This is a genomic window from Shewanella sp. W3-18-1, from assembly GCF_000015185.1.
Lineage (GTDB): Bacteria > Pseudomonadota > Gammaproteobacteria > Enterobacterales > Shewanellaceae > Shewanella > Shewanella putrefaciens.
Window position 1 is genome coordinate 1,771,406 of the sequence record NC_008750.1, and the last position, 26,722, is coordinate 1,798,127.

General features: G+C 45.8%; 21 protein-coding genes. 17 read left to right on the top strand and 4 right to left on the bottom strand.

What is annotated here, in order from left to right; translation table 11 throughout:
* Nucleotides 1–44 precede the first annotated feature (44 nt).
* A complete protein-coding gene (smrB, locus tag SPUTW3181_RS08125; RefSeq protein WP_011788894.1) occupies nucleotides 45–575 on the bottom strand; it encodes an endonuclease SmrB in 531 nt (176 codons plus the stop codon).
* A gap of 81 nt (nucleotides 576–656) precedes the next feature.
* Between smrB and prmB the strand changes: the two genes are divergently transcribed.
* The 6 genes from prmB to SPUTW3181_RS08155 all read left to right on the top strand — a co-directional run bounded on the left by prmB (nucleotide 657) and on the right by SPUTW3181_RS08155 (nucleotide 6,372).
* Entirely contained in the window at nucleotides 657–1,601 is a 945-nt protein-coding gene (gene prmB / locus SPUTW3181_RS08130) for a 50S ribosomal protein L3 N(5)-glutamine methyltransferase (protein ID WP_011788895.1), read from the top strand.
* 123 nt (nucleotides 1,602–1,724) lie between these two features.
* Nucleotides 1,725–2,819 (top strand): chorismate synthase, encoded by a 1,095-nt coding sequence (aroC, locus tag SPUTW3181_RS08135; RefSeq protein WP_006082233.1) that lies wholly within the window; start codon nucleotides 1,725–1,727, stop codon nucleotides 2,817–2,819.
* A gap of 81 nt (nucleotides 2,820–2,900) precedes the next feature.
* Nucleotides 2,901–4,076, top strand: a complete 1,176-nt coding sequence (locus SPUTW3181_RS08140; protein WP_011788896.1) for an MFS transporter — start codon at nucleotides 2,901–2,903, stop codon at nucleotides 4,074–4,076.
* A gap of 50 nt (nucleotides 4,077–4,126) precedes the next feature.
* On the top strand, nucleotides 4,127–5,305 hold the full coding sequence (locus tag SPUTW3181_RS08145) for an ATP-NAD kinase family protein (RefSeq protein WP_011788897.1): 1,179 nt from the start codon (nucleotides 4,127–4,129) through the stop codon (nucleotides 5,303–5,305).
* Between the two features lie 4 nt (nucleotides 5,306–5,309).
* Entirely contained in the window at nucleotides 5,310–5,594 is a 285-nt protein-coding gene (locus SPUTW3181_RS08150) for a YfcL family protein (protein ID WP_011788898.1), read from the top strand.
* Nucleotides 5,584–6,372, top strand: a complete 789-nt coding sequence (locus SPUTW3181_RS08155; protein ID WP_011788899.1) for an RNA methyltransferase — start codon at nucleotides 5,584–5,586, stop codon at nucleotides 6,370–6,372. Before SPUTW3181_RS08150 ends, SPUTW3181_RS08155 begins: the two co-directional genes overlap by 11 nt.
* Nucleotides 6,373–6,449: 77 nt before the next feature.
* Here the strand turns inward: SPUTW3181_RS08155 and SPUTW3181_RS08160 are convergent, their stop codons facing one another.
* Entirely contained in the window at nucleotides 6,450–8,492 is a 2,043-nt protein-coding gene (locus SPUTW3181_RS08160) for a bifunctional tRNA (5-methylaminomethyl-2-thiouridine)(34)-methyltransferase MnmD/FAD-dependent 5-carboxymethylaminomethyl-2-thiouridine(34) oxidoreductase MnmC (RefSeq protein WP_011788900.1), read from the bottom strand.
* 138 nt (nucleotides 8,493–8,630) lie between these two features.
* Here SPUTW3181_RS08160 and fabB point away from each other — a divergent pair, with 138 nt between their 5' ends.
* The 9 genes from fabB (at nucleotide 8,631) to purF (ending at nucleotide 20,863) form a co-directional block, all read left to right on the top strand.
* The gene (fabB, locus tag SPUTW3181_RS08165; RefSeq protein WP_041408164.1) at nucleotides 8,631–9,842 is read left to right on the top strand and encodes a beta-ketoacyl-ACP synthase I; all 1,212 of its coding nucleotides are present in this window, start codon (nucleotides 8,631–8,633) and stop codon (nucleotides 9,840–9,842) included.
* A 159-nt stretch (nucleotides 9,843–10,001) separates the two neighbouring features.
* A complete protein-coding gene (locus SPUTW3181_RS08170; protein ID WP_011788902.1) occupies nucleotides 10,002–11,132 on the top strand; it encodes a 4-phosphoerythronate dehydrogenase in 1,131 nt (376 codons plus the stop codon).
* Between the two features lie 2 nt (nucleotides 11,133–11,134).
* A complete protein-coding gene (locus SPUTW3181_RS08175; protein WP_011788903.1) occupies nucleotides 11,135–12,151 on the top strand; it encodes an aspartate-semialdehyde dehydrogenase in 1,017 nt (338 codons plus the stop codon).
* Between the two features lie 177 nt (nucleotides 12,152–12,328).
* A complete protein-coding gene (locus tag SPUTW3181_RS08180) occupies nucleotides 12,329–15,622 on the top strand; it encodes a FimV/HubP family polar landmark protein (protein ID WP_011788904.1) in 3,294 nt (1,097 codons plus the stop codon).
* Nucleotides 15,623–15,724: 102 nt separating this feature from the next.
* On the top strand, nucleotides 15,725–16,510 hold the full coding sequence (truA, locus tag SPUTW3181_RS08185) for a tRNA pseudouridine(38-40) synthase TruA (RefSeq protein ID WP_011788905.1): 786 nt from the start codon (nucleotides 15,725–15,727) through the stop codon (nucleotides 16,508–16,510).
* A 69-nt stretch (nucleotides 16,511–16,579) separates the two neighbouring features.
* On the top strand, nucleotides 16,580–17,851 hold the full coding sequence (folC, locus tag SPUTW3181_RS08190) for a bifunctional tetrahydrofolate synthase/dihydrofolate synthase (RefSeq protein ID WP_011788906.1): 1,272 nt from the start codon (nucleotides 16,580–16,582) through the stop codon (nucleotides 17,849–17,851).
* Nucleotides 17,844–18,614 carry a cell division protein DedD gene (gene dedD / locus SPUTW3181_RS08195; RefSeq protein ID WP_014610820.1) on the top strand — a complete coding sequence of 257 codons (771 nt, stop codon included), beginning with the start codon at nucleotides 17,844–17,846 and terminating at the stop codon, nucleotides 18,612–18,614. Before folC ends, dedD begins: the two co-directional genes overlap by 8 nt.
* Before the next feature lie 114 nt (nucleotides 18,615–18,728).
* Nucleotides 18,729–19,217, top strand: a complete 489-nt coding sequence (locus tag SPUTW3181_RS08200; protein ID WP_011788908.1) for a CvpA family protein — start codon at nucleotides 18,729–18,731, stop codon at nucleotides 19,215–19,217.
* A 131-nt stretch (nucleotides 19,218–19,348) separates the two neighbouring features.
* Complete coding sequence (gene purF, locus SPUTW3181_RS08205) at nucleotides 19,349–20,863, top strand: amidophosphoribosyltransferase (RefSeq protein WP_011788909.1); 1,515 nt, start codon at nucleotides 19,349–19,351, stop codon at nucleotides 20,861–20,863.
* A 102-nt stretch (nucleotides 20,864–20,965) separates the two neighbouring features.
* Here purF and SPUTW3181_RS08210 read toward each other — a convergent pair whose 3' ends face one another.
* On the bottom strand, nucleotides 20,966–21,256 hold the full coding sequence (locus tag SPUTW3181_RS08210; protein ID WP_011919519.1) for a hypothetical protein: 291 nt from the start codon (nucleotides 21,254–21,256) through the stop codon (nucleotides 20,966–20,968).
* Between the two features lie 162 nt (nucleotides 21,257–21,418).
* Here SPUTW3181_RS08210 and SPUTW3181_RS08215 point away from each other — a divergent pair, with 162 nt between their 5' ends.
* Together SPUTW3181_RS08215 and SPUTW3181_RS08220 are read left to right on the top strand one after the other, a co-directional pair.
* The gene (locus SPUTW3181_RS08215; protein WP_011788910.1) at nucleotides 21,419–23,545 is read left to right on the top strand and encodes a DNA topoisomerase III; all 2,127 of its coding nucleotides are present in this window, start codon (nucleotides 21,419–21,421) and stop codon (nucleotides 23,543–23,545) included.
* 248 nt (nucleotides 23,546–23,793) lie between these two features.
* On the top strand, nucleotides 23,794–24,963 hold the full coding sequence (locus SPUTW3181_RS08220; protein ID WP_011788911.1) for a porin: 1,170 nt from the start codon (nucleotides 23,794–23,796) through the stop codon (nucleotides 24,961–24,963).
* 129 nt (nucleotides 24,964–25,092) lie between these two features.
* Here the strand turns inward: SPUTW3181_RS08220 and SPUTW3181_RS08225 are convergent, their stop codons facing one another.
* Nucleotides 25,093–26,619 (bottom strand): sigma-54 interaction domain-containing protein, encoded by a 1,527-nt coding sequence (locus SPUTW3181_RS08225; RefSeq protein ID WP_011788912.1) that lies wholly within the window; start codon nucleotides 26,617–26,619, stop codon nucleotides 25,093–25,095.
* Nucleotides 26,620–26,722: the final 103 nt, after the last annotated feature.

Genomic DNA, 26,722 nt, shown 5'->3' on the forward strand with positions numbered 1-26,722 from the left:
CCCACATTAAGTGGGCCGTTTGTTTTGTAAAAGCTTGAAGCTAACTAACGTCTATGCGGCAGCTCACCAAGGTCGATTAAGACTAAAAGCGCGGCATCGCCACCCCATTCTTTAGGCGCCTGATGGAAAGCTTTCACCATAGGATGCTGTACTAGCCACATGGGAACTTGTTGTTTCAATATGCCACTGCCGTAGCCGTGCATTACGCAGCAACATTGGCTCTGTTGTTTAACGCAGGCCTGAATGAGCGCCGCTAACTCGAGTTTGGCTTCTGACTGGCGATAGCCATGCAAATCCAACAGTAAATCGGGTTGGTAATCGCCACGTCTGAGTCGTTTTAACTCTAAGCTATCCACGCCATCATCTAACCAACGCATCGGTCCTTGTATAGGCAGTAGTGGCTGATAAGTATCTGAGAAATAGCTGTTTGCATGCAGTTGCTGCTCTTTCAGTGCTATTTCCTGTTTGGTTTTTAAGGGCGTGCGAAAGTGCCGCTTATCCTGAGTGATGGGCTTAATACCATCGATAAGCGCTGAGAACATCGCCAAGCCTTCTTTGTCATCGTCTTTATTCATGGCGGGTATTCTATTGAATCCTATGGTTTCTGAATAGAGTTCAGTTACAATGTTTGGCGAACAAACTAGCAGGAGCACGTTTTGGATAAGATCTTTGTAGATGAAGCTGTGACAGAATTACGTACCATTGGCGATATGTTACGTTGGGCCGTGAGCCGTTTTAACGATGCCAATGTGTATTATGGTCATGGTACTGATAACGCGTGGGATGAAGCCATCGCCTTAGTTTTCCATGCTTTACACTTACCAGAAGAAATCGGCCAGCAAGTGATTTTAAGTAACTTGACCAGCAGTGAAAAGCATAAAATTGTCGAGTTAATTATTCGTCGGGTGAGAGAACGCTTGCCTGTGCCTTACCTGACCAACAAGGCCCGTTTTGCAGGGCTTGAGTTTTACGTCGATGAGCGCGTGTTAGTACCACGTTCGCCGATTGCCGAAATGATCGCTAACCGTTTTAGCCCTTGGTTATATAACAAGCCAGTCACACGTATTTTAGATTTATGTACAGGCAGCGCTTGTATCGCGATTGCCTGCGCCTATGAATTTGAAGACGCCGAAGTCGATGCGCTGGATATCAGCGAAGATGCCTTAGATGTGGCGCAAATCAATATTGAAACCTTAGGTGTGATGGACAGAGTGTTCCCGATGCAATCGGATCTGTTTTCGGCCATCCCAGAAGGGCCTCAGTATGATTTGATTGTTTCAAACCCACCTTATGTGGATGCTGAAGACATTGGCGACATGCCGGATGAATATCACCATGAGCCGGCTATTGGTTTAGCCTCAGGTCGCGACGGGTTAGATTTAACCAAGCGTATACTCGCCAATGCCGCGCAATACCTCACGCCAACGGGTTTACTCGTGGTCGAAGTGGGAAATTCTATGGTGCATTTGATTGAGCAGTTCCCAGAAGTGCCATTCACTTGGATTAACTTTGAAAATGGTGGCGATGGCGTATTTGTGTTAACTCGCGATCAACTGGTTGAAAATCAATCTGTATTTGGCATTTATCGCGATGCGCAATAGCCTAAAATAGCAAATTAGGTTGAGACTTTTCCCGCTGCCAGTTAGGCTTGCAGCGGGAAAAAAATTGTCCAGTACTCGCTGGGCGCGGAGCGATGAACAAATAATCTAAGGTGTACAAAGCGGATGTCTGGAAACAGTATTGGTCAAAATTTTGTAGTGACGACGTTTGGTGAGAGTCACGGTGTAGCACTCGGTTGCATTATTGATGGTTGCCCACCTGGGCTTGAATTAACCGAAGCCGATATGCAGCATGATCTTGACCGCCGTCGTCCTGGGACATCCCGATATACCACGGCACGCCGTGAGCCCGATGAAGTGCGGATTTTATCCGGCGTCTTCGAAGGTAAAACCACGGGCACCTCGATTGGACTCTTGATTGAAAATACCGATCAACGCAGTCAAGATTACTCTAATATCAAAGATTTATTTCGCCCTGGGCACGCCGATTATACCTACCAGCAAAAGTACGGTATGCGTGACTACCGCGGTGGTGGCCGCTCTTCAGCCCGTGAAACTGCGATGCGGGTTGCGGCGGGTGCTGTGGCTAAAAAGTATTTAAAGCAAGTTCACGGTATCGAGATCTATGGGTTTATGTCACAGCTGGGTCCTATTTGTGCGCAGACTATTGATCTTGACCAAATTGAGCAAAATGCCTTTTTCTTCCCCGATGCTAGCAAGCTTGAAGCGCTCGATGAATACATGCGTGAGCTGAAAAAATCTGGTGACTCGATTGGCGCGAAAATCTCCGTCATCGCGACAGGTGTGCCTGTGGGTTTAGGTGAACCCGTATTTGATAGACTCGATGCCGATATCGCCCACGCTTTGATGGGTATTAATGCCGTCAAAGGTGTTGAGATTGGTGATGGTTTTGGTGTGGTGACGCAAAAGGGCTCCGAAGGGCGTGACTTAATGTCGCCGCAAGGCTTTGAATCTAATCATGCGGGCGGTGTGCTCGGTGGGATTTCATCGGGTCAGCCGATAATTGCCCATATTGCGCTCAAACCCACATCAAGTATCAGCGTGCCTGGTCAAAGTATGACGGCGCAGGGTGAAATGGCCGAAGTGGTCACTAAAGGTCGTCACGATCCTTGCGTTGGGATCCGCGCGGTACCGATTGCCGAAGCTATGCTTGCCATTGTGCTGATGGATCACTTATTAAGACACAGAGCGCAAAATCAGGATGTGCGTAGTCACACGCCCGTTCTCGGAATGAGATAGGGGTATGCGATATAGGTGGCATGAAATAGCAGGTATGCGATAACGATAAAATGAGTGGCATGAGATAAATGGAATGCGTTAATGTCAACTTCTTCTAGCACAAGCCGGCAATTGCGCTGGCTTTGTGCCTGCTATTTTTTCTTCTTTTCTATTCTCGGCACTATGGTCCCTTATCTTGGGGTCTTCTTCGAAAATCGCGGTTTTAATCCCCAAGAAATTGGCTTTTTACTCGCCATCCTGATGGCGACGCGCATCGTTGCACCTAATGTGTGGGCTAAAGTGGCTGACCGAACGGGGATGCGCGCCGAGCTGATCAAAATGGGGGCGGGAGCCGCCGCGCTCGCGTATTTGAGTTTCTTCTACCATGGTGGTTTTGTGTATATGGCGCTCAGTTTGGCCCTCTATACTTTCTTTTGGAATGCGATCCTCGCCCAGCTTGAAGTGATCACCTTAGAAACCTTAGGCGAGAATGCCAGCCGCTACGGTCAAATACGCAGTTTTGGCAGCATAGGTTTTATCTGCCTTGTGGTGGGTGCGGGCTTTGCTATCGGCCAGTGGGGCACCGAAGTGTTGCCTTATATCGGCTTGATGTTATTTACTGGGATGCTGCTTAGCGCGTTGCCGCTACCCGCCAATCGAGCGGTGCGCCCCGCGGGGCAGGAGCGGCACCGCCTTAAATGGACTAAGCCAATTGTGTGGTTCATGATTTCCGCTATGTTGTTGCAAATGAGCGCAGGGCCTTTCTACGGCTTCTTCGTCTTATATTTAAAGCAAGCGGGTTACTCGGAATCCTCGGCGGGCATATTTGTCGCCCTTGGCGCTATGGCTGAAATTGTGATGTTTATGTTCGCGCCGCGTTTACTCGGCCGCTATGGCGTGAATACCTTATTGATTGTCAGCATTGGCATGACTTGTCTACGTTGGTTATTGGTTGCCTTTGGGGTCGATAATGTGTTGTGGCTAGGTTTTAGCCAATTATTACATGCCTTTACCTTTGGCTTAACCCACGCCGCATCGATTCAATTTGTCCATAAACATTTCGATGCGAGCCACAGAAGCCAAGGTCAAGCCCTATACGCCAGTTTAAGTTTTGGGGTTGGCGGCGCGCTCGGTACTTGGATTTGTGGCTTTATTTGGGGCGATGGTAGCGGGGCGGTTTGGTCTTGGGTATTTGCCGCAGTATGCGCCTTTGCCGCTATGCTGGCGGTATTCTTTATCCCTAAGGATAAACCGAGTGTTGCAGCCCATAAGGCCTAGTGATATCCATTAAGATAAAAATCAAAAGATCGTGTTAAGTGAGGTAAAGGGTGATTCGGTTTCGTTTAGGGTTAGTTATCAATCCATTAGCTGGCTTAGGTGGCAGTGTTGGCCTTAAGGGCAGTGATGGCGTTGCCGAAGAAGCGCTCGCCTTAGGCGCTGAACCCAAAGCCGCCTTGCGTATGATGCAGGCCCTCGAGGTTATCCGTGATTATAGTGATGACATTGAAGTCATTACCGCTTCAGGCATCATGGGTGAAGACGCCGCTAAAACACTCGGTTTTACCACGCGAGTGGTGTATCAAACTCCGGATAAAACCCAGGCGCTGGATACGCAGGCCGTTGTGCGTGCGCTGCTGGATGAACCGCTGGATTTACTCCTTTTTGCCGGTGGCGATGGTACGGCCCGCGATGTTTACTCCGTATTTGAACAAGCCACTATCGACGACAAACTCCCCGTACTCGGCGTTCCCGCTGGGGTGAAAATTCATTCCGGTGTTTACGGCATTACGCCCCATGCGTCTGGCATGGTGGTCAAAATGTTACTCGATGGTGAGCTCGTCAGTTTAATGTCCGCCGATGTGATGGATATTGACGAAGTGGCCTTTCGCCAAGGCACAGTGCGTGCTAAACGATTTGGTGAGCTTTTAGTGCCCGCCGAGCCGCGTTATGTGCAAGCGGTGAAGATGGGCGGCAAGGAAGTCGATGAACTTGTGCTGGCCGATATCGCCGCCGATGTGATCAATCAAATGGAAGATGAATTGTACATCATGGGCTCTGGCAGTACGGTTGCCTTTGTGATGGAAGAGTTAGCTCTGGATAATACCCTGCTCGGTGTTGATCTCATTCAAAATAAAAACCTTGTCGGCAGTGATTTAACCGCCAATGAATTACTCGAACTGACCCAAGATAAGCCGACGAAGTTGGTGATTACCTTAATTGGTGGCCAAGGCCATATCTTAGGGCGCGGTAATCAACAGTTATCGCCCGAGCTCATTCGCCGCATCGGAAAAGACAATATTATTATCCTCGCCACAAAAACTAAGCTAAAAGCACTTGATGGGCGACCACTAATTGTGGATAGTGGCGACCCTAAATTAGATAGCGAGCTTGGCGGCTATTACAAAGTGACGACGGGCTACCATGATTACGTTATGTATCAGGTGGCCAATCCAGATTTATTGGTCGCAGCAGATGTGTCGGCCAATCCAGTATTAATGGAGAGTTAGACCCATGTTAGAGCATTACGAAGACGCATTAGAACAGTGGATCGCCAGTGTAGTCAGCCATGGTGATGACGATGCTTTGTTTGCCTGTGGCTACTTACAGGGCCATGTGGCCGTAGTGTTATCCCAATTGGAAGCACAGGGTGAAACGGATCTTGATGCGTTAATGCTAAAAATGACCGACTGTCTAGCACTCGCGCGCCAAGAATTAAACGATGCCGATTATGCCTTGGTTGAACAGGCATGGGCACAGCTGCAGGCAAAGATTATAGGCGAATTGGATGTTGCCTAGCTCCCAGCCGATGACTGACAACGAGCAAGTGACTAATACCGAAGTAACGAGTACCGAAGTAACGAGTGCAGAAATGTCGAGTGCTGAATTTGCCTGTGAGCAAACGCTCGATACCAGCGCGGTATTTATCGGCTTAGTGAATCCTAAAACGCCCGTTAACGTCGGTGGCATTATGCGCGCATCAGGTTGTTATGGCGTCAATGGCGTATTTTATACCGGCAGGCGCTACGAGTTAGCCGCGCGTTCGGGCGCTGTGCAATACCATGTCGATACTAAAGATGCTGGCGAGCGCATTCCGCTCACGGGCGTCACTTCATTGTTAGCCGCGATTCCGGCGGACACTCAGCTTATCTGTGTCGATTTGGTCGTGGGCGCAACGCCGCTGCCGGATTTTGTCCATCCCGCAAAAGCCTTTTATGTGTTTGGTCCTGAAGATGGCACCATTGGCCAAGAGATTATCGATAAAGCCGATGCCGTAGTGTATGTGCCTACGGTCGGATGTATGAATCTTGCGGCTTCGGTCAATGTGCTGTTATACGACAGATTGGCCAAATCCCATCGCGTGGCTGCAAGCCTGACATCGAGCCTAGCATCTGGTCTACCTTCGAACCTAAGTGGCGATGCGCTTATTCGTCAGAGCCGCGATAATAACAATCGTACTCGGGTGAAAGTGGCGAGAGAATCGAGAAAGCCCCGACATATTGAGGCTAGTTGTGTAGAGCCTAGCTGTCTTGAACCTAGCAGCAGTGATAACACTATGGTTGTTACTGCCGCTTAAGTGGTTTACAGAAAATAATAAAAAAGGGATAAAGCCAAGGCTTAATCCCTTTTTTATTTGTACAGGCGATGGCAAAGCTAGAGGGATTTTCCCTTGAGTAACTTTCGCAGCCACATACGATTAGGGTTGAGTTTACACAGGGTTGCTTTATCGAGTGGTATTGGCTCGCTGCAAAGCTGCGCCGCGAGACATTCGGCGGCCAATGGCCCAGAACTGAGTCCCCGTGAGCCTAACCCGCCGAGAATATACAACCCTTCGTGCACCGGCGCTGGCGTGGTTTGCCAGTAGTGGCGACTTTCTTTCGTGAGTTGATGTTGCGCATAATCTTTAATAATTTTTGGCACATCGGGCGCGCAGCCCATCATAGGGAAATGATCCCGCGTCACCATACGCACGCCAACGCGAGCATTGTTGCCACTCATGTCGATATCATCAAGCCAGCCTTGGTCAGGATAACTTTCATGCATTTTGGCGAGATTTTCTTGCTGCTCCTGCGGGCAAAAATCTAAATGCTTAGGTTCTTTAACGTAGCTCGCGCCAAGGCAGTGGAGTCCTTCGTGACTCGGGGTTAAATAACCGTTGGCGCACAGCACAGTCGCGAGCTGACTCAATTGAAATTGAGCTGGCACATGGCTGACTTGGCCGCGAAAAGGGCTAATTTGTAATTTGTTGCTGGCATCAAATTGCGTGAGTGCTGCGCCATTGGCGAGCACAACTTGCGCAAAGGGGCCAAAGCGATGCTTAGCGGTGATTAAATACCAACCTTCACTTTGATGCTCAATTTCAAGGATCTCAGTCTCCAAATGGAGTTTGACCTCGGTAAGCTGCTGCGCTTTTTGTAGTGCGGCTTCGGCATATTCGTAGGGACAAACCCAGCCAGCCAGCGGATAGAAAAAGCCTGATTTGTCGATATTAATGTTCGCAAGACAATTGGCTTGCTGGGCATCGACTCGATAGGCTATTTCACTTGGCCAGTTCTGGCTTTGAATAATTTTATCGAGTCGTAATTGGCTGCGTTCATCGTGGGCGGTTTGCAATACCCCGCAAAAATTATGGGAAATCGGCGTTTGATTTGGGGCGGGGGCAGATGTCAGCGCCTGTACTCGACGGCGGCTAAATAAGAATGCCTGCTGGAAGAAGCGGCTTAATTCATCATTTTCCGGTGTCAGCAGCGGATAAATCGCCCCTTGGCGGTTGCCCGAAGCGCCTTGGCCAAGCTTGGCATCTTTACAAAAGATCTGCGTGCTTTGGCCACGCTCCGCCAAAGACAGCGCCAAATGCGCCGAGGCTAACCCGCCGCCTATGATGGCAATCGAGCTGGGTGCGTCCGAGGATAAGATTGCAGCCATAGGATTAAAGGCATAGGCTTTAGCGTCTTGCCGGCGTAAGACGTGGCGCTCGTGTAACAAAATGGCATCAGGCTGAGGGTTTGTCTGTATTTCAGCGCAGGTAAAATCCCTCACCTCAAAGCCACAGGCTTGGAAACGATTGACTGTTGTTTCGCTTAATCCGCTTGATTCGTTTAATCCAATCGTTGCAACAGTGGCGCTATCGTCACTGAGTTTTGCCATCTGCCAATGGATCTGCTGATGTAACCCATTTTGTAGATGGGGCAATACCAGCCAGTGCTGAACGGGGTGCAGCGGAGAATGGATGAGTGAACTGAGTTGGGATTGAATATCACCAAAGTGCAGGTCGATTGTGGTACGACCGTCATCAAAAATTAATCTCTGACAACCTATAATAGCCGTCGGCTCTGTATGAAGTAAGCGTTGGGCAAGTAGCTCAAGTTCAGGCACTTTGGCTAAACTGGCGGATTGATCCCAAAGTAATTTAAGTTCGTACGCATTAATCGGATGGGGTTCGAAGACTTTAAGGAGTAATCGTTGGTTAGGGTTCGTCTGAGTCCGCCACCAAGATAAGAGTTCAAGCCCGTTACCTAAACCCATTTGCCCTAATACTAAGAGTTTTTGCTGTGAATGAGCCTCAAATACCCGCTGCTGATAAATGCTCAACTTGCTGAGATAGTGTGCATCATTGTGAGCGGTTGCGGGATAAAGGTTGATTAATTGCGGGTAATCGCGCTTAATTTGGCAAGGTTTATTGGGCTCTGCAGTCAAAGAAATTTACTCTCGGTCTCATAATTGGCATTATTTTACTCGCCTTTATGGAAAGCTGACCACTTAATTGAGTCAAAACAGATACTATTGGCTCAGCGAAAAGTAGGTACTGACATGTACACAATGGATAGCAATAAAATGAAAAGAGTCGTGATCACCGGAATGGGTGTTGTTTCAAGTATCGGTAATAACAAGCAAGAAGTGACCGAGTCACTGAAAGCGGGCCGCAGTGGTATTACGCATTCAGCTCAGTTTGAAGAGATGCAATTACGTAGCCATGTATGGGGTGACATCAAGTTAAACCCTGCTGAGCATATCGATCGTAAGGCATTGCGTTTTATGGGTGATGCGGCAGCTTATGCCTACATTGCTATGCAAGAAGCGGTTGCCGATGCCAATTTAACCGAAGAGCAGTATTCAGATCCGCGCGTAGGTTTGATTGTGGGTACAGGCGGCGCATCATCGTCTAACCAAGTTCAATCTGCCGATACACTGCGTGAAAAAGGCGTTAAACGTGTTGGTCCGTATATTGTGCCTCGCATCATGTCGAGCACGGCCAGCGCCTGTTTAGCCACGCCATTTAAAATTAAAGGCATGAACTATTCTATCAGTTCAGCCTGTGCAACCAGCGCCCATTGTATTGGTCACGCCGTTGAACTTATCCAAATGGGTAAGCAAGACATGGTGTTTGCCGGTGGTGCTGAAGAAGTGGATTGGACGCTGACCATGGGCTTTGATGCTATGGGCGCACTGTCAACTAAGTACAATGCCACACCCGAAAAAGCTTCTCGTACCTATGATGCTGACCGTGATGGTTTTGTGATTTCTGGCGGCGGCGGTATTTTAGTGGTTGAAGAGTTAGAGCATGCTCTGGCTCGCGGCGCAAAAATTTACGCTGAAGTCATTGGTTATGGCGCGTCTTCAGACGGTTATGACATGGTGGCTCCATCGGGTGAAGGCGCTGTGCGTTGTATGCAAATGGCGATGATGGATGTCGACACCCCAATCGATTACATCAATACTCACGGCACTTCAACGCCAGTGGGCGACGTGCGTGAATTAGAAGCGCTACGTGAAGTCTTTAAAGACAAGTGCCCACCGATTGCATCGACTAAGTCTATGACAGGTCATGCATTAGGCGCCGCAGGCGTACATGAAGCGATTTACAGCTTAATTATGATGGAAAACAGCTTTATTGCCCCAAGCATCAATATCGAAAATCTGGACGAAGCGGCGAAAGATATGCCTATCGTGCGTGAATATCGCGATGCTGAGCTGAATACAGTCATGAGTAACAGCTTTGGTTTTGGTGGTACAAACGCCACGCTAGTGATGCGTAAATTCAAATAAGTTTGTTTATCAGATACGATAGAAGGGAAGCTTAGGCTTCCCTTTTTTATGAGCATTTTTTGTAAACCTGTTGCATCGACAAGGATTTATCCCATTAGTCTTGTTAGAATACCGAGCATCTTGATGCCTTCCATTCCCATTTTTTCAAATCAGGTGCCCATGAAGATTTTAGTCGATGAAAATATGCCCTTTGTTGAACCGTTATTTGGCGATCTCGGGGAAATTATTCCTGTTAATGGCCGCACGTTAACCGTAGCGCAAGTGCGCGATGCCGATGTGTTATTAGTGCGCTCTGTCACCAAAGTGAATGCCGAGTTGCTCTCGGACAATCATCAACTGAAGTTTGTCGGCAGTGCCACTATAGGCACAGATCATGTGGATTTAGCCTACCTTGGCGAGCGTAATATTCCCTTCTCTAATGCGCCAGGTTGCAATGCGACTGCGGTTGGGGAGTTTGCTTTTATCGCTATGCTGGAGTTAGCACAGCGGTTTGATTCGCCGCTTAAGGGCAAGGTCGTCGGCATAGTGGGCGCGGGCAATACTGGTACTGCAACGGCTAAATGCTTGCAAGCCTATGGTATTAAGGTGTTGCTTAATGATCCCATCAAAGAGAAACAGGGCGATCCGCGCAGTTTTGTGAGCTTAGAAACCATTATGGCGCAGGCCGATATCATCAGTTTACATGTGCCAATCACGCGCACGGGCGAGCATAAAACCAAACATTTATTAGATGAGGCGCGCTTAACGGCGCTCAAACCCAATACATGGTTAGTGAATTGCTGTCGTGGCGATGTGATAGATAACAAAGCACTTGTCAGAGTTAAACGCCAGCGTGATGATCTCAGACTTGTACTCGATGTGTGGGAAGGCGAGCCAACACCTATGCCAGAACTCGTGCCACTGGCTGAATTTGCCACGCCGCACATTGCAGGTTACAGCCTAGAAGGTAAGGCGCGCGGCACTTTTATGCTTTACCAAAAACTGTGTCAGTTACTTAATATTGCTGCCGATAAAAGCCTGCTGGATCTCTTGCCAAGCTTTAATATTAAGGCAGTTGAACTGGCGACAGCACCTGACGAAAAGGCACTCTTACAGTTGGCACGTTTTGTTTATGATTTGCGCGATGATGACAATATGTTCCGAAATATATTCTTAAATGAGAATGGCTTTGACACTATGAGAAAAAATCACCGACATCGACGTGAATTTAGTGCATTGGCGCTGGCTTATGACCGTCAACTTGAGGTAGATTGGTTATCCAATTTAGGGTTTTCAGGAGTCGGTCAGTAGCTATGTCACAGGAATTTAATGTTGTCGTTTTAGGTGCATCGGGCGCAGTGGGTCAAACTATGATTGAGATCCTCGAAGAGCGTAACTTCCCGGTTGCCAATTTGTACCCTTTAGCCAGTAGCCGCAGCGCCGGTGAAACGGTCAGCTTTCATGGCAAACAAATTACCATTCTGGACGTAGAAACCTTCGATTGGAGCCAAGCCCAAATCGGTTTCTTCTCTGCCGGTGGTGATGTTTCTGCCATATGGGCACCGATTGCCGCTGAAGCAGGTTGTGTTGTGATTGATAACACCTCTCACTTTAGATACGACATCGATATTCCTTTGGTTGTACCTGAAGTGAATCCGCATGCTATCGCGGATTTTCGCAATCGCAATATCATTGCTAACCCAAATTGTTCCACGATTCAAATGCTGGTGGCACTTAAGCCTATTTATGATGCCTATGGGATCAGCCGTATTAATGTCGCGACTTATCAGTCAGTATCGGGTACAGGTAAAAAAGCCATTGAAGAATTGGCGCATCAGTGCACTAAATTACTGCAAGGTTTACCCGCTGACGCTGAAGTCTATCCGAAGCAAATTGCTTTTAACGTATTGCCACAAATCGATAAATTTATGGATAACGGCTATACCAAAGAAGAAATGAAAATGGTCTGGGAAACCCAGAAGATTTTCGGTGACGATGAGATTTTAGTGAATGCGACAGCTGTACGTGTGCCTGTGTTTTATGGTCACTCGGAAGCCATTAATATCGAAACTCGTCAGCCTGTTGATGCCGAAGACGTTAAAGCTTTACTGCGTAATGCCGAAGGAGTGGTATTGTTTGAATCCGATGAGGATTATCCAACAGCAGTGACCGATGCCGCAGGAACCGATCCGGTTTATGTGGGTCGCATTCGTAAGGATATTTCTCATTCTCACGGCCTTAATCTGTGGGTCGTGTCTGACAATATTCGTAAAGGTGCAGCCTTAAATAGTGTGCAAATTGCCGAGATCTTAGTGAGAGATTATTACTAAGTATTAACGTGCATTTGATGCCATTGAAAAAGCCTGCTGTCAGCGGGCTTTTTTTGTTTTACAATTGTGAACAGTAGCAGGGCGGGGATTTCTAGTTTATAGTAATCTCAATAAATACAATTGCCTAAAGCCTGTTATCAGCGAGATAACTTTACAGCGCTTCAAAGGGAAGGATTGATGAAATTTCGCACTTCGTATCTTGTCGGTCTAATGGCCACTGTTTTAGCTGTTTCTTCTACTGCTTATTTTATTGATCCCGCTGTTGCTGCAGATACGCCTAAAGTAAAACCTTTAAAAATCATGGGGCCAGACGGACAGATCCGTCAAGTTAATCAACAATATGGTCCAACGACCTCAAAAGACACTTTTTGGAGTATTGCACAAAAAGTCCGCCCCGATGCGAGTGTGAGTGTCTATCAAGTTATGGCAGCTTTATTTGAAGCCAACCCCCACGCCTTTAACTCTGATAATTACAACAGCCTTGAGCGTGGCATGATTTTGCTTATTCCTTCGAAAGAAGTCATGCTTGCCATTCCCAATAGTGTGGCAATTGCTCGTGCTGAACGTGATGATAAGTTAGCGCGTGCAGGCGTAAAATCTCCAGCTAAGACAACCACTCCTCGCGCTAAAGAACCTAACACCACGAAAGCCATTGCGCAGACATCACCTGTCGTTGCTCCTGTTGTTAAGGTTGAACCTAAAACTGAGCTTAAGGTTGAACCTAAAGTTGAGCCAAAGTCTGAACCTGTTGAATCTAAACAGGATGCTGTGGCAAAAACAGCCACAGTGGTTAAGTCTGAACCTAAAATGTTGAGTTCGGATGTCAATGCACGCCTAGAGGCTGCGGAGCGGAAAACCCTCTCTTTGACCGATGAATTAGCTCGAACCCAAGATCAACTCTCAGTTCGTAACTCGGATGTTGAAGCATTAAAAGCTAAGGTTGAAGAATTAAATCAACAAATTGCGGTACTTGAAGAAACGCTTCTTGCTAGTAAGCAGCAGAACCAAGCGTTAAAAGCAGAAGTGGAAGCGGCACAATCCGCTGATGTTGTTTCCGTTTCTGAACCCGATATGCCAATAGAGTCAGATGACTTATGGCGGAAGATTATCAATAATCCTGCAATGTTAATTGCAGCCGCAGTACTACCAGCGCTACTGATTTTATTACTTGTATTTATGATGCTTCGTCGTAAACGTAATAAAGAGCGCCGTGAGTTAGCGGCGCAACAAGCCGCTATGGCTGCTGCTGGCGCAGGTATGGCGACAGGAGCCAGTATCTTATCGATGGATGAGGATGACCTCCATGATATGGCCATTCATTTAGATACGGATCATGCTGATTCTATTGATAGCTTATTAGATGTTGGCAGTGTAAGCCTGCAACCTGAACAAGGTATGGTTGATAGCGATGAACAGATGAACATCGCCTCTGAAATGTTTATCGATACAGGCAGTACGCAAGCAGAACCACAATTTGAAGAAGACGAAGGTCAATCACTTGATGACCTTTGGGCTGAGGCTATGGGCGATCAAGAGGAGGAATCCGTTGAGGATAAACCTAAATCAGGGAACATTCTTGAGGAGGAAGATCTCGATGCTCTGCTGGCGGGACTTGGCACGGAAGACTCAGCCAATCAAGCCCCTGATGATGTTGATACCTTAGCGAATGTTGCTGAAGCGTCGGTTGATACTGATGATTTTACGGATATTGAAACTCCGGAGAACAATGATGCAAGCATTGATTTAGGCGCTGAAATTGCCGCAGAACTGGATGCTGAGTTAGATGATCTTGATATCGATAACAATGATGATATCGATGCGTTACTTGCCGATTTCGATAAACTTACACCTTCAGAACAGGCTGCTGATCTTGGTGAGGAAATTGCCGCAGAACTCGACAGTGATCTTGAGTCTATGGGGGTAGAAGAGATTGATGATATTGATGCCTTATTGGCGGATTTTGATAAGCCTACCGCCCCTGAACCCGATTTACGCGATGAAATTGCTGCTGAATTAGATGAAGAACTGAATGATATTGCAGTAGCCGATACCGAGGATATTGATACCTTACTTGCTGGGTTTGATGAGCCAGCCAGTGCTGCTGTATCTGTGGATGATGACGTTGCCCAAGAAATCGCTGCTGAGCTCGAAGATGAACTCGATACCAATTTGTCAGCCACCGATGATGATCTTGAACAGCTTCTTGCCGAATTTGATATGCAAGATGAAGACGATATTGCTCCCCATAGCGATATATTTTCAGAAACGGGAACAGTCGATACACCAAGTATTGCCCATAATCGCGGCATGCATGATGAGATTGCCGAAGAACTCGAAGCATCATTACCCGAAGATCTTTCAGATTCAGAAGATGATCTTGATGCACTTTTAGCTGAGTTTGATGTTCCAGAACAGGGAGAAGCTGACAGTGATGATTTCAACTTTGATATAGAAACGACGCCGCTTGATACTCAAGAAAGTTCTACAGATGAAGATAATTTACTCAAAGGGATTGGAGCTAGCCACGCGTTTGACGGCACTGATGATACTTTTACCTTAGTAGAAGACCTCAGTGATAATATCGATGCGACTGCCGAAGACGCAAAATTCACCGGTTTCAATAGTGATGATGTTAATTCCGATGCTCTGACTACAGCGGCGCTGGCCGCTACGGTTGCTGCAGCAGCGAGTGCTAAGGAAAAAGAATCCTCTTTCTTCAATGATTTAAAAGCAAATAAGAGTAAAGAACCCCACGTGCTGGATTGGGATACAGAGCTTGATTTTGCGTCTACATCCCCAGAGCCTAAGGTTAATATCACACCAACCCTCGATGAGTCGATGGATGCGAGTTTAGATGCACCAGTGATTGCTAAGTCGAGCGCGCTTGATTTTCCATCAGAAACCACTAGGGCTGAGCCTAAAATTGACTTTAATCTTGATGATGAGCTCGATTTAAGCACAGATCTTGATCTGAGTGATGACAGTGTTCTTGCGGCATTTACCGCAAATACCGATTTTGATGACGATGATATATTAACGACCGAGGATAGCTTTGCCCTCGATGATGAACATACTCTGACGGTCGATGAAGCCTTAGCCGCATTGGATGCGCAGGAATCCCGTCAATCAAAAAAATTAGTGCCAGAGCACGATTTGACCAACTTCCAGAATGAAAATGGTTTTATTGATATCGATAAATTACTTAACGATGCGGAGCAAGATCGCTCCGATATAGATCTCTATCCTGAAGTTGACATTGAGATGAGTGACGTTGGTGCCTTACTTGGCGATGCCGCTATGATTGATGTCGATGATGAAGAAAACTCGGTCAGTGCCAAACTGGATTTAGCCCGTGCTTATATTGAAATTGACGACAGTGATAGTGCAAAAGCATTGCTCAAAGAAGTGCAAATAGATGGTAATGAACACCAACAGGATGAGGCCGGACGTTTACTAAAAGAGATTAGTTAATCTCGATTAACCGAGTTTCAATCTAACGGCGCTTCGGGCGCCGTTTTTTTTAAGGGATGCTGTGATAAAATGCGCCGCTAAATTCATTGTGAGGGTGTGTGGATGCGAATTGCATTAGGTATTGAATATGATGGCAGTGGTTATTTTGGTTGGCAACGTCAGGCCGAAGTCGATTCAGTACAAGGGCAATTAGAGCGTGCTTTATCGATAGTGGCAAATGAACCTATAGGGTTATTTTGTGCCGGACGTACCGATGCGGGTGTGCATGCCACAGGCCAAGTGGTGCATTTTGATACGAATGCAATTCGAAATGAAGGCGCTTGGACTTTAGGGGTAAATGCTAATTTACCTGATAATATTGCCGTACGTTGGGTCAAGGAAGTCGACGACAGTTTTCATGCGCGCTTTTCGGCCACCGCCAGACGCTACCGTTATGTGATTTATAATCACAGTTTTCGCCCTGGGATTTTACGCCATGGTGTAAGCCATTATCACGGTAATATTGATGCCGACAAAATGCACCAAGCGGCGCAGGTACTTTTGGGTGAGCAGGATTTTACCAGTTTTCGCGCGGTGCAGTGTCAGTCGAAAACACCGTTTCGTAATGTACATAGTGTCAATGTTACGCGCCAAGGCATGTATGTGATTGTCGATATCGCCGCCAATGCTTTCTTGCATCATATGGTGCGTAATATCGTCGGTTCATTGTTAGAAATCGGTCTAGGTAATCAGCCACTGACTTGGATGGGTGATTTGCTCGCGTTAAAAGATAGAAACCAAGCCGCAGCAACGGCTAAACCTCATGGACTCTATCTAGTTGATGTGACTTATCCAGAACAATATCAATTGCCTAAGCTCGCGCTTGGGCCATTATTTATGTTGGATTAATGTCGTTGGGATAATTAGACCAATATCTGAATATGATTATCGAGCGTGATTAAAGGAAGGAAATAACAGATGCTAACAGCCCCCGCGTCAAATGCAGCACTGGAACAGTGGTTGGATTATTTGTTGTCCATTCATCCAAGTGAAATCGATATGGGGTTAACCCGTGTCGCTAAGGTCGCGCAAATTCTCAATCTTTTGGATTTAGGTCAAACCAAAATAGTGACAGTGGCGGGAACGAACGGTAAAGGCACCACTTGTGCCATGCTCGAAAATATTCTGCGTTTATCTGGCTTAACCGTCGGTGTATATAGCTCGCCGCACATGCTGAAGTACAATGAACGAGTGCGAATCAATGGTAGCGATGCCAGTGATGGTGCTTTTGTTGCGGCATTTGAGCAAATTGAAGCCGCGCGCGGCGATATTTCTCTGACCTTTTTTGAGTACGCTACGCTTGCAGGCTTGATACTCTTTAAAGCCGCTCAGCTTGACGTGGTTATCTTAGAAGTCGGTTTAGGTGGGCGGTTAGATGCCACCAATATTATCGATGCCGATATCAGTGTGGTCACGTCAGTCGACTTAGATCATGAAAGTTATTTAGGTAATACCCGTGAGCTTGTGGGCCGTGAAAAGGCAGGTATTTTCCGCTGTGGTAAACCTGCGATTGTGGGGGAGCCTAACTTGCCACACACAGTTAATGAAGTCGCCAATGAGGTGGGCGCAATCTTATATCGCGTTGGCAACGAGTTCAGTTATCAAGTCCATGGCAAGCTGTGGGATTTTAAAGGCCAAGTACTCAAACTGCACGATTTAGCGTTACCTGCTTTGCCATTACCTAATGCGGCGACTGTATTGGCTGTGATTGAACAGGGGTGGCCGAATATCGCGCCTGCTGTTATTGCAGAGGGGATTAACTCGGCTCGCTTAACGGGTCGACTGGAACGGGTGAATGAGCAACCGTTAGTGCTACTCGATGTGGCTCATAATCCCCATGCGGCGCGGTTTTTGGTACAACAGTTAGCATCAATGGTTGTGGGTAAGCGCGTCTTTGCCCTTTGCGGTATGTTGAAGGATAAAGATATCGCGGGTGTATTACCTGTGGTTGATCCTTTAGTGGATACTTGGTATTTAGTCAGCTTGCATGGTGAACGTGGTGCGAGTGCAAGCCAATTACGTAAAACCTTAGCCGCAGAGGCTAATGCGTTTGAATTTGAGGGAATAGATGCCGCTTGGTCGGCATTAAAAGCGCAAATTAGCCCTGATGATGTGGTAATTGTGTTTGGCTCCTTTTACACTGTGGCAGGATTTAAATCTCTATTTAAGCAGGATGTCAGTTTTGTCTAGCCAGTTTCATAATCGTTTAGTCGGCACTGTGGTGCTGGTCGCCCTCGGGGTGATATTTTTACCGGATATTTTGGACGGCAAAAAAGAGCGTCAAGAAGAGCAGTTTGCAGAAATCCCTTTGCGTCCCCCTCTCGTTGAGCAGCGGAAAAATGCCGATGATATGTTTGAGGTGCTATCGACCAAGGAGGTCGTGGCACTTGAAGGGGAAGACGCTGTTGGTACTCATTCAAGCAGTGACGAAGCTTTGTTAGCGCAAGCGGTTAAAACAGAACCAGCAACATCTGTTCCTGCTAAGGAGGTCGTTAAACAAGACACGTCTAAACCGGAAAATAAGCCTGAGCCAACGAAATCCGAGCCTAAGAAAGAGCCTGCTAAATCGGCTGTGGCTAAGTCTGAACCCGTGAAAAAGCCTGAGGTCAAATCGACCACAGTTGCAAAGACAGAAAAGCCTAAAGCTGAAACGGCAAAAACCACTAAAGATGATGGTATTAAAGTCGTGAGCCGCGACTCGATTAAACCAGGGCTAACCTTACAATTGGGCGCTTTTAGCAATGCAGCTAACGTCAAAGCATTGGTTGCACAGCTACGTAAAAATGGTTTTAAAGCGTACACTATTCCAGACACTCCAAGGGATGGCGTATTAACCAAAGTCTTTGTTGGTCCCGATGTCTCTGAAGCCAAATTGAAGAAAATGTTAGAAGATATTGAAAGCCTTACTGGCTTAAAAGGGCGGATTGTCCCTTTTAATCCTCTGGAATCTTAATGGCGATAACCCCCTTGAGACTGAAAATAATTTATTTACCCTCTAGGGGTGAGAATCATTTCAGTCTCTGGTAGAATCGCGCCGTCTTAAAGCCCATGTCGGAAAGCCATCTCAATGGTTTGGATTGATTACGCTATCATATTCGTCATCGGATTATCGACTCTTATCAGTCTGATCCGTGGATTTGCCAAAGAAGCCATGTCCTTAGTGGTATGGTTTGCGGCTTTCTTTGTTGCCAGCCAGTTTTATCAAGATCTTGCCGTTCATTTAACCCAAATGAACGATGAAATGCTGCGTAATGGTGTATCCATTGCCATCCTCTTTATTACCACCTTGATACTCGGCGCCTTAGTCAATTACATCCTTGGGCAACTAGTTGTTAAAACAGGATTATCTGGCACTGACAGACTCTTAGGTCTGTGTTTCGGTGCCATTAGAGGTGCGCTTATTGTTAGCGCCTTGTTGTTTTTTATGGATGCTTTCACAGGTTCTCCCAACGCCCAATGGTGGAAGGATTCTGTGCTAGTGCCCGAATTTGGCGTTGTTATTCAATGGTTTTTTAACTATTTGGAAAACACCTCCAGCTTTGTACCCAAAATATAAAAAAGACAATAAATTTATCCTAATTGATGAATATAAACCTAAGTCAAAATGTCTATTCAACGTCATTTTTCTTTTTGCTTATATTTCAACATGAAAGGACATAGAACATCTTACAATGAGGAAGCTTACCCATGTGTGGTATCGTCGGAATAGTTGGCCAATCATCGGTTAATCAGACCATTTATGATGCACTGACCGTGCTTCAGCACAGAGGTCAGGATGCGGCAGGTATTGTGACCGTTGATCGTGGTGCTTTCAGACTACGTAAAGCCAACGGTCTGGTAAAAGATGTATTTGAAGTCAAGCATATGCAGCGCTTACAGGGCAATGCAGGGATTGGCCATGTACGTTATCCAACTGCGGGCAGTTCAAGCGCATCAGAAGCGCAGCCTTTCTATGTTAACTCGCCATTTGGGATTTCATTAGCCCACAACGGTAACTTAACCAACACAGTCGAATTAGCCGAAGGGCTGATTAAAAAACGTCGTCATGTGAATACCACCTCAGATTCTGAAGTGTTATTAAATCTCTTGGCTGATGAGCTGCAAAAAACCACGAGTTTGACTCTGACGTCGGAAGAAGTGTTCGATGCGGTCGCAAATGTGCACCAGCAAGCCCGTGGTGCCTACGCTGTGGTTGCCATGATTATTGGTCAAGGCTTAGTCGCGTTTCGTGATCCATTTGGTATTCGTCCTTTGGTGTTAGGTAAGCACGAAACTGCTACTGGCACTGAATACATGGTCGCTTCAGAAAGTGTGGCACTCGATGCCGTTGGCTTTGAAGTGATGCGTGATGTCGCGCCGGGTGAAGCGATTTATGTGTCAATTGACGGCCAGCTGTATACCCGTCAATGCGCGGCAGAACCGAGCTATGCGCCTTGTATCTTCGAATTCGTTTATTTTGCCCGTCCAGATTCGACTATCGACAAAGTGTCTGTGTATGCAAGTCGCGTCAACATGGGCGCTAAGCTTGGCGAGAAGATTAAGAAGGAATGGTACGATCACGATATCGATGTGGTGATCCCTATTCCTGAAACCTCCTGCGATATCGCGCTGGAAATTGCCCGTTGCATGGACTTACCGTACCGCCAAGGTTTTGTGAAAAACCGTTATATTGGCCGTACCTTCATTATGCCTGGTCAACAGGAACGTAAGAAATCAGTGCGCCGTAAACTCAATGCAATCAACACTGAGTTTAAAGGTAAAAATGTACTGTTAGTGGATGACTCTATCGTTCGCGGGACGACCTCTGAGCAGATCATCGAAATGGCTCGTGAAGCGGGTGCTAAGAAAGTGTATTTTGCTTCTGCTGCGCCAGAGATTCGTTTCCCGAACGTGTATGGTATCGACATGCCGACCTCGAATGAGCTGATCGCCCATGGACGTGATGCCGATGAAATCGCTAAACTGATTGGTGCAGATGGTATTATTTTCCAAAATCTGTCTGATCTAGTTGAAGCGGTGAGAATGGAAAACCCTGAGATTAAACGCTTCGAGACCTCAGTATTCGATGGTCACTATATTACCAATGACGTTGATCAAGCGTATTTAGATCACTTAACGCAACTGCGTAACGATGATGCAAAAGCGGATCGTAATAAAGATATTGGTACTAACTTAGAGTTGCATAACGTCTGTCACCCTTAACGGCAAGTGTTAGGCAGATCATGGGCCAGTGATGATATCACTGGCTTTTTTTATGGTTCTTTAAGCATATTGATTATACCAATCGTATTAAAAACCAGTGATTTATCCCCAGATCCAAAGCAACATCCAAACGCTAAATAGACTGCTTAAGCTATGGCGAGTCACTTGGTGGCGTAGTAATAGTGATAGACTCACCGCAATAGGAATTAATAGAATAACCCACCCAATCAGTGGTATATCAATTAAGCTAAGCTGTCCTAGCCATGAACTCGTAAGTAAACTAATAGCAAGTAGTAATAGGGTATGAAATATAAGTAACTGATTAAATCTTAGGACTAATGCTGTTTTTTCTGCATGTATGTTGTGGATTAATTTTTTTGCTAATGGGTTCATAAATCCTCCTTGTCAATGTGCTCACTCTACACTTTGTTGAGAATAATTCTCAATTGAATTTACAATTTAATAATTGCTTTCCTGTCAGGCTTGCTGTGATTTGCACTTAGAAGGACTTTGAGCTAGATTGTACTGTAATTATATCCAGTGTTTGGTGTTTGTATGATCCTCTATATCGCAGAAAAACCTAGCCTAGGGCGGGCCATTGCCGATGTATTGCCTAAACCCCATAAAAAAGGCGATGGATTTATCGAAGCCGCTAATGGCGATTGCGTGTCTTGGTGTGTCGGTCACTTGCTCGAACAAGCAGAACCTGATGCCTATAATCCTGAATTTAAAGCATGGAAATTTGAGCACTTACCGATAGTGCCAGACAAGTGGCAACTGACACCTAAGGCAGCAACCCGCAGTCAACTCACTGTGCTTAAACGATTAGTTAAACAAGCGAGTATGCTGGTTAATGCGGGCGATCCCGACCGTGAAGGGCAGTTACTCGTGGATGAAGTGATTGCCTATCTTGGTGTGACGGGGGACAAGCTACATCAAACCCAGCGTTTACTGATCAGTGACTTAAACCCACAAGCTGTAAAACGGGCTCTAACGCAGCTACGCAGTAATCGCGAATTTATCCCATTATCTACCTCTGCTTTAGCCCGTAGCCGTGCCGATTGGCTCTATGGTATGAATATGACGCGTGCGTACACCATCCAAGGTAAAAAGGTCGGTTATCAAGGCGTGTTATCAGTCGGCCGAGTACAAACGCCATTGCTTGGGCTAGTGGTGCGCCGTGATAAAGAAATTGCTAATTTTCAGTCTAAGCCTTTTTATGAAGTACTGGCACATTTGGCAACGGACAAGCAAGAAACCTTCAGCGCCAAGTGGCAACCGAGTGAAGCTTGTCAGCCTTATATGGATGAAGAAGGACGAGTGTTAGCGAGAGGGTTAGCGCAAAATGTGGTGAGTCGCATCAGCGATAAACCCGCCTTAGTCACTCAATTAGTGGCTAAGGATAAGAAACAGCATCCGCCTTTACCTTACAGTTTATCAGCGTTGCAGATTGATGCGGCTAAACGGTTTGGTATGAGTGCTAAGGATGTGCTCGATACCTGCCAAAGTTTGTATGAACGTCATAAACTCATTACTTACCCACGCTCCGACAGTCGTTATTTACCCGTTGAGCAACATAATCTTGCGCCTTCGGTACTTAAGGCGATAAGTGACGGTGCTGCTGAGTTATTGCAAGGTGCTGATGCACCCGATCCCCGTCTTAAATCTAAAGCATGGGATGATAAAAAAGTGGACGCCCACCACGCAATCGTTCCAACAGAGAAGACGGCTAACTTATCTAGCTTGAGTCAGCGTGAGAGGCAGTTATATCTTCATATTGCCCGCCAGTACTTAGCCCAGTTTTATCCGGCTTATTGTTACAGTGAAACCACAGTGCAAGTGACAATCGAGGGTGGCTTATTTAATACCAAGGCGCGTCAGGATAAATCCCTCGGCTGGAAGCAACTCTTTGCCCGCCAAGAGCCAAATGGCAGTAAGGCGAGTGGCAACAAGTCGACGGAAGAAAGCGCAGGTAAGGATGATGAGGAGCATGACGAGTTTATTGGCCAATTACCGCCTTTGAAATTGGGGCAAGCTTTGCATTGTACTCGAGGCGAATTGCTTGAAAAAAATACTCAGCCACCAAAGGCCTTTACCGATGCGACCTTACTCAGTGCGATGACGGGCATTAGTCGTTATGTCACTGACCCTGAGATCCGTAAAATTCTTAAAGAAACCGATGGATTAGGTACTGAGGCCACCCGTGCAGGTATTATCGAATTGCTATTCAAACGCGGTTTTTTACAACGCCTAGGTAAATCTATTGTCTCGACAGACGTGGGGAAAGGATTGATTAACAGCTTGCCTTTGAGCGCCACTACGCCGGATATGACGGCGCTTTGGGAAGCGAGCTTGAACGGCATTTGTCATAAAGAAACCTCCTATCAAGGATTTATGCAGCCGTTGCTCGGCACCTTATCCACACTTATCCAAAATGCGGGAGCACAGTTGCCAACTGCACTTAATGGATTAAAAGGGCAAGGTTATCGTAAAACGGCAAGTCATAAATCCGGTTATCGTAAGTCGTATTCTAAAAAATCAAGTTCAGCGAAAGGCATAGGTACAACAAAAAACGATGTTTCCAACAAATATGGTTCCCAAAAGACCAGTTCCAAAAGTTCGGTAACTCGATCAACCAGTCGTTCAGCTTCTAATAGCCGTAAATCTACAGCAGCAGTGTAATGACACACTTGTTGCATACATGTCGTTATTGTCTTTTGATGTAATAACGACATTTAATTTATCTAACGGTATTTAACAACCGATAATCACGATATTTCGAGATTGCCTGATCCGTATCTAAAAAACACCTTGATTTTCAGCTTTCCCTACCTATGGCACATAACCTGCTTAGTATTGATTGGAGAAAATAATATATTAAATAAATCATGTGATTATATGTGATTTTGCTGAATTTTAAGGTAGATAAAATGAAAAAGACATTGCTCGCTTTGATTATTCCAAGCTTATTGTTAACGGGAACATCTCAAGCCGTTGAACTGTATAATGACCAAACTAATAGCGTTAACATGATCGGTTGGTTAGGATTTACCGCATTAAATGATGGTCATGAAACTTCTGTTATAGATAATTTTTCTCGTGTTGGTTTTCGTTTCGACCGTCAAGAGAAAAATGGCTGGAGCTCCTTTGCCCATACGGAATGGGGTATCAATATGGTGACCAGCGATGACGGCCTTATATACACGCAAGGCCAAGGTGGTGGTCAGTTATCGGCATCCAAAAATTCAGATTTTCTATTCAATCGACTGGGTTATGTTGGGATGTCCCATGAGAAATGGGGAAAGATCAGTTTTGGTAAGCAATGGGGGGCTTACTATGATGTTGCTTACACAACTGATGTGCTCAATGCTTTCACAGGTTGGTCTGTGGGGGCTTATACCTTCGGTGACGGTGGTTTAACAGGAGCTGGACGTGCCGATGCTGCGCTACAATACCGTAATACTTTCGGTAACCTGCATGTCGCAGTGCAGTATGCCTCTAAACAAAATAGCGATGTTGCCTTGTACGATGGTAATGGTGCTCCCTTGAAAGATGGTTCGGAATTGAGTTTCGAACCTAGCTATGGTGCAAGTGTAACTTACAACTTTACTGATAAATTTAAAGTGCTAGCGGGATTTAATCGTGGTGATTTTACCGGAAATCTTGCAGGCCAAGAGGTTGATAACACTAACCAAATTATTGGTATTGGCGCCCAATACGGTAGCTTCTATCAATATGCTCCAGGTCGCGATGCTGACGGTTTATACGTAGGTTTTAACGCTCATAAGAGTGAGCAAAACGAATTAGTGGGTGGAGATTTATATGATTCAACTGGAGCTGAGTTTATTGTTGCTTATCAGTATGACAGTGGTTTCGTTCCAACCATATTACTGACATATCAAGATCTTGATACCGATGAAAATACGGGGGTCCAAGGAAAATGGGCACGCCAATTTGCAGTGCTAGGTCTGCATTATCGTTATAGCCGCGATACAATTATGTACGTTGAGGCCAAAATTGATTTCAGCAACATGGATGATAAAGCTTATGAAGATCTACAAGAAAACAACTATGCGGTGGGAATCCGTTATTTCTTCTAGATCCTATGGTTAGTCATTAATTTTTCAAAGGTCACCTATGTGACCTTTGTTATTTATGCACTTTATTTATGCACTTTGTTAACCGATGTTTTTTATTTTTGTCATAGAACACTCGTTAGCCTTAAAAGACTAAACAATCCCCAGTTTCTTCATCTTGCTGCGCAGGGTATTGGCATTGATGTCCAATAACTCAGCCGCACCTCCTGGGCCATAGAGTTTTCCACCTGTAATTCGCAGTGCATGACTAATGTATTTTCTGGTCATAACATCAAGGGGCACAAGTTTATCGCTCGCATAGTTTGGATCTATGATAACGGTTTGATTTGCTTGGGTCGTAATTTCCTTATCCTGATGTGGCGCAAGGAAGCTAAAATCTAATGGTCCTGAAGGCTGCTGTATTATCGCCCGTTCGAGTACGTTAATGAGTTCTCTGACATTTCCTGGCCAAGCGTATTGGTTCAGAATATTTAATTGTTCCGGTGCAACTCTTGGTAATTGAGGCAGGTTGAACTTTGAACTCAGTTGCTCGATAAAATGCTGTACGAGTAAAGGAATGTCTGTACGTCTTTGTCTTAATGAAGGAATTTCAATAGGAAAAATGGCTAAGCGATACCAAAGATCTTCCCGAAACACTTCTCTGTGTATCATAGCTTGTAAATTTCTATGGGTGGCAGCCACTATCCGAATATCAAGTTGTACCGCATCGTGTCCACCTACTCGGGTAATACAACTATTTTGAAGTACACGGAGTAATCTAACCTGTGCGGATAATGGTAGTTCACCTATTTCATCGAGAAAGATAGTGCCGCCATTGGCTTGTTCGAAGTAGCCAATTTTACGGGACTCAGCCCCAGTAAATGCTCCTTTTTCATAACCAAAGAGTTCGGAGTCAATCAAAGTATCTGGAATAGCGCCGCAGTTGACCTTGATAAAGGGCTTATCTGAACGTTCAGAAAGTTCGTGAATCGCATTGGCTATCACTTCTTTACCACATCCCGTTTCACCGAGCATTAGCACTGTTGTATTAATCTTGGCAATGGATTGCACTTGCTGCATGACGTGTTTCAAGCCTGAATTGGCCCCCACTACGCCATTTTGCACGTCTAATGTTCTGCGAAGGCTCACATTCTGTTTTGAGAGTGCTTCATTTTCTTTAAGTAAGTTACGTCCGCGTAAATTGAGTGCAGTGATTAAGGCTAATGCATGCATATGCGGAGCAATTAAATCGGCATGACGAGGGCGAAAAACGCCTGTCGTTTTGGCATAAAATCCGACTATCCCAAGGTGGGTATTTTCGATAGACATTCTCAAAATGATCAGCGAACGAATACCGTTGATCACCTTAGGTGCAACTAAAGCTGTGATTGGGTCGTGCTCAATATCATTAACAATTCTCACGCGCGGGCGTTGAGGATCATCTAAGCTCTTAGCCAGTTCTTCAGGGATAGATATTTGCTTATCTAAGGTGCATGATTGGTTAGCATTGACATGAGCAATAAATTGTATGTCATTAAATTGTTTGCGAAAAATATTAATAAATAGCCCATCAATAGGCAGTTCATCCCGAATAAACTCGAAGTAACTTTGCAGGGACTTTTCGAGTTGTAGGCTACTGCATAATCTCAGTGTCGATTCGTGATAAAAGTGTTTTTCCATTGATATTTCATGTTAATCATTAAGTATCGTGATTGTAGATCTTTATATTTCGTGATTCCGTGCCTCCAATCAAAGTTCCCCACTTAATTACCTCTTTTTAGGT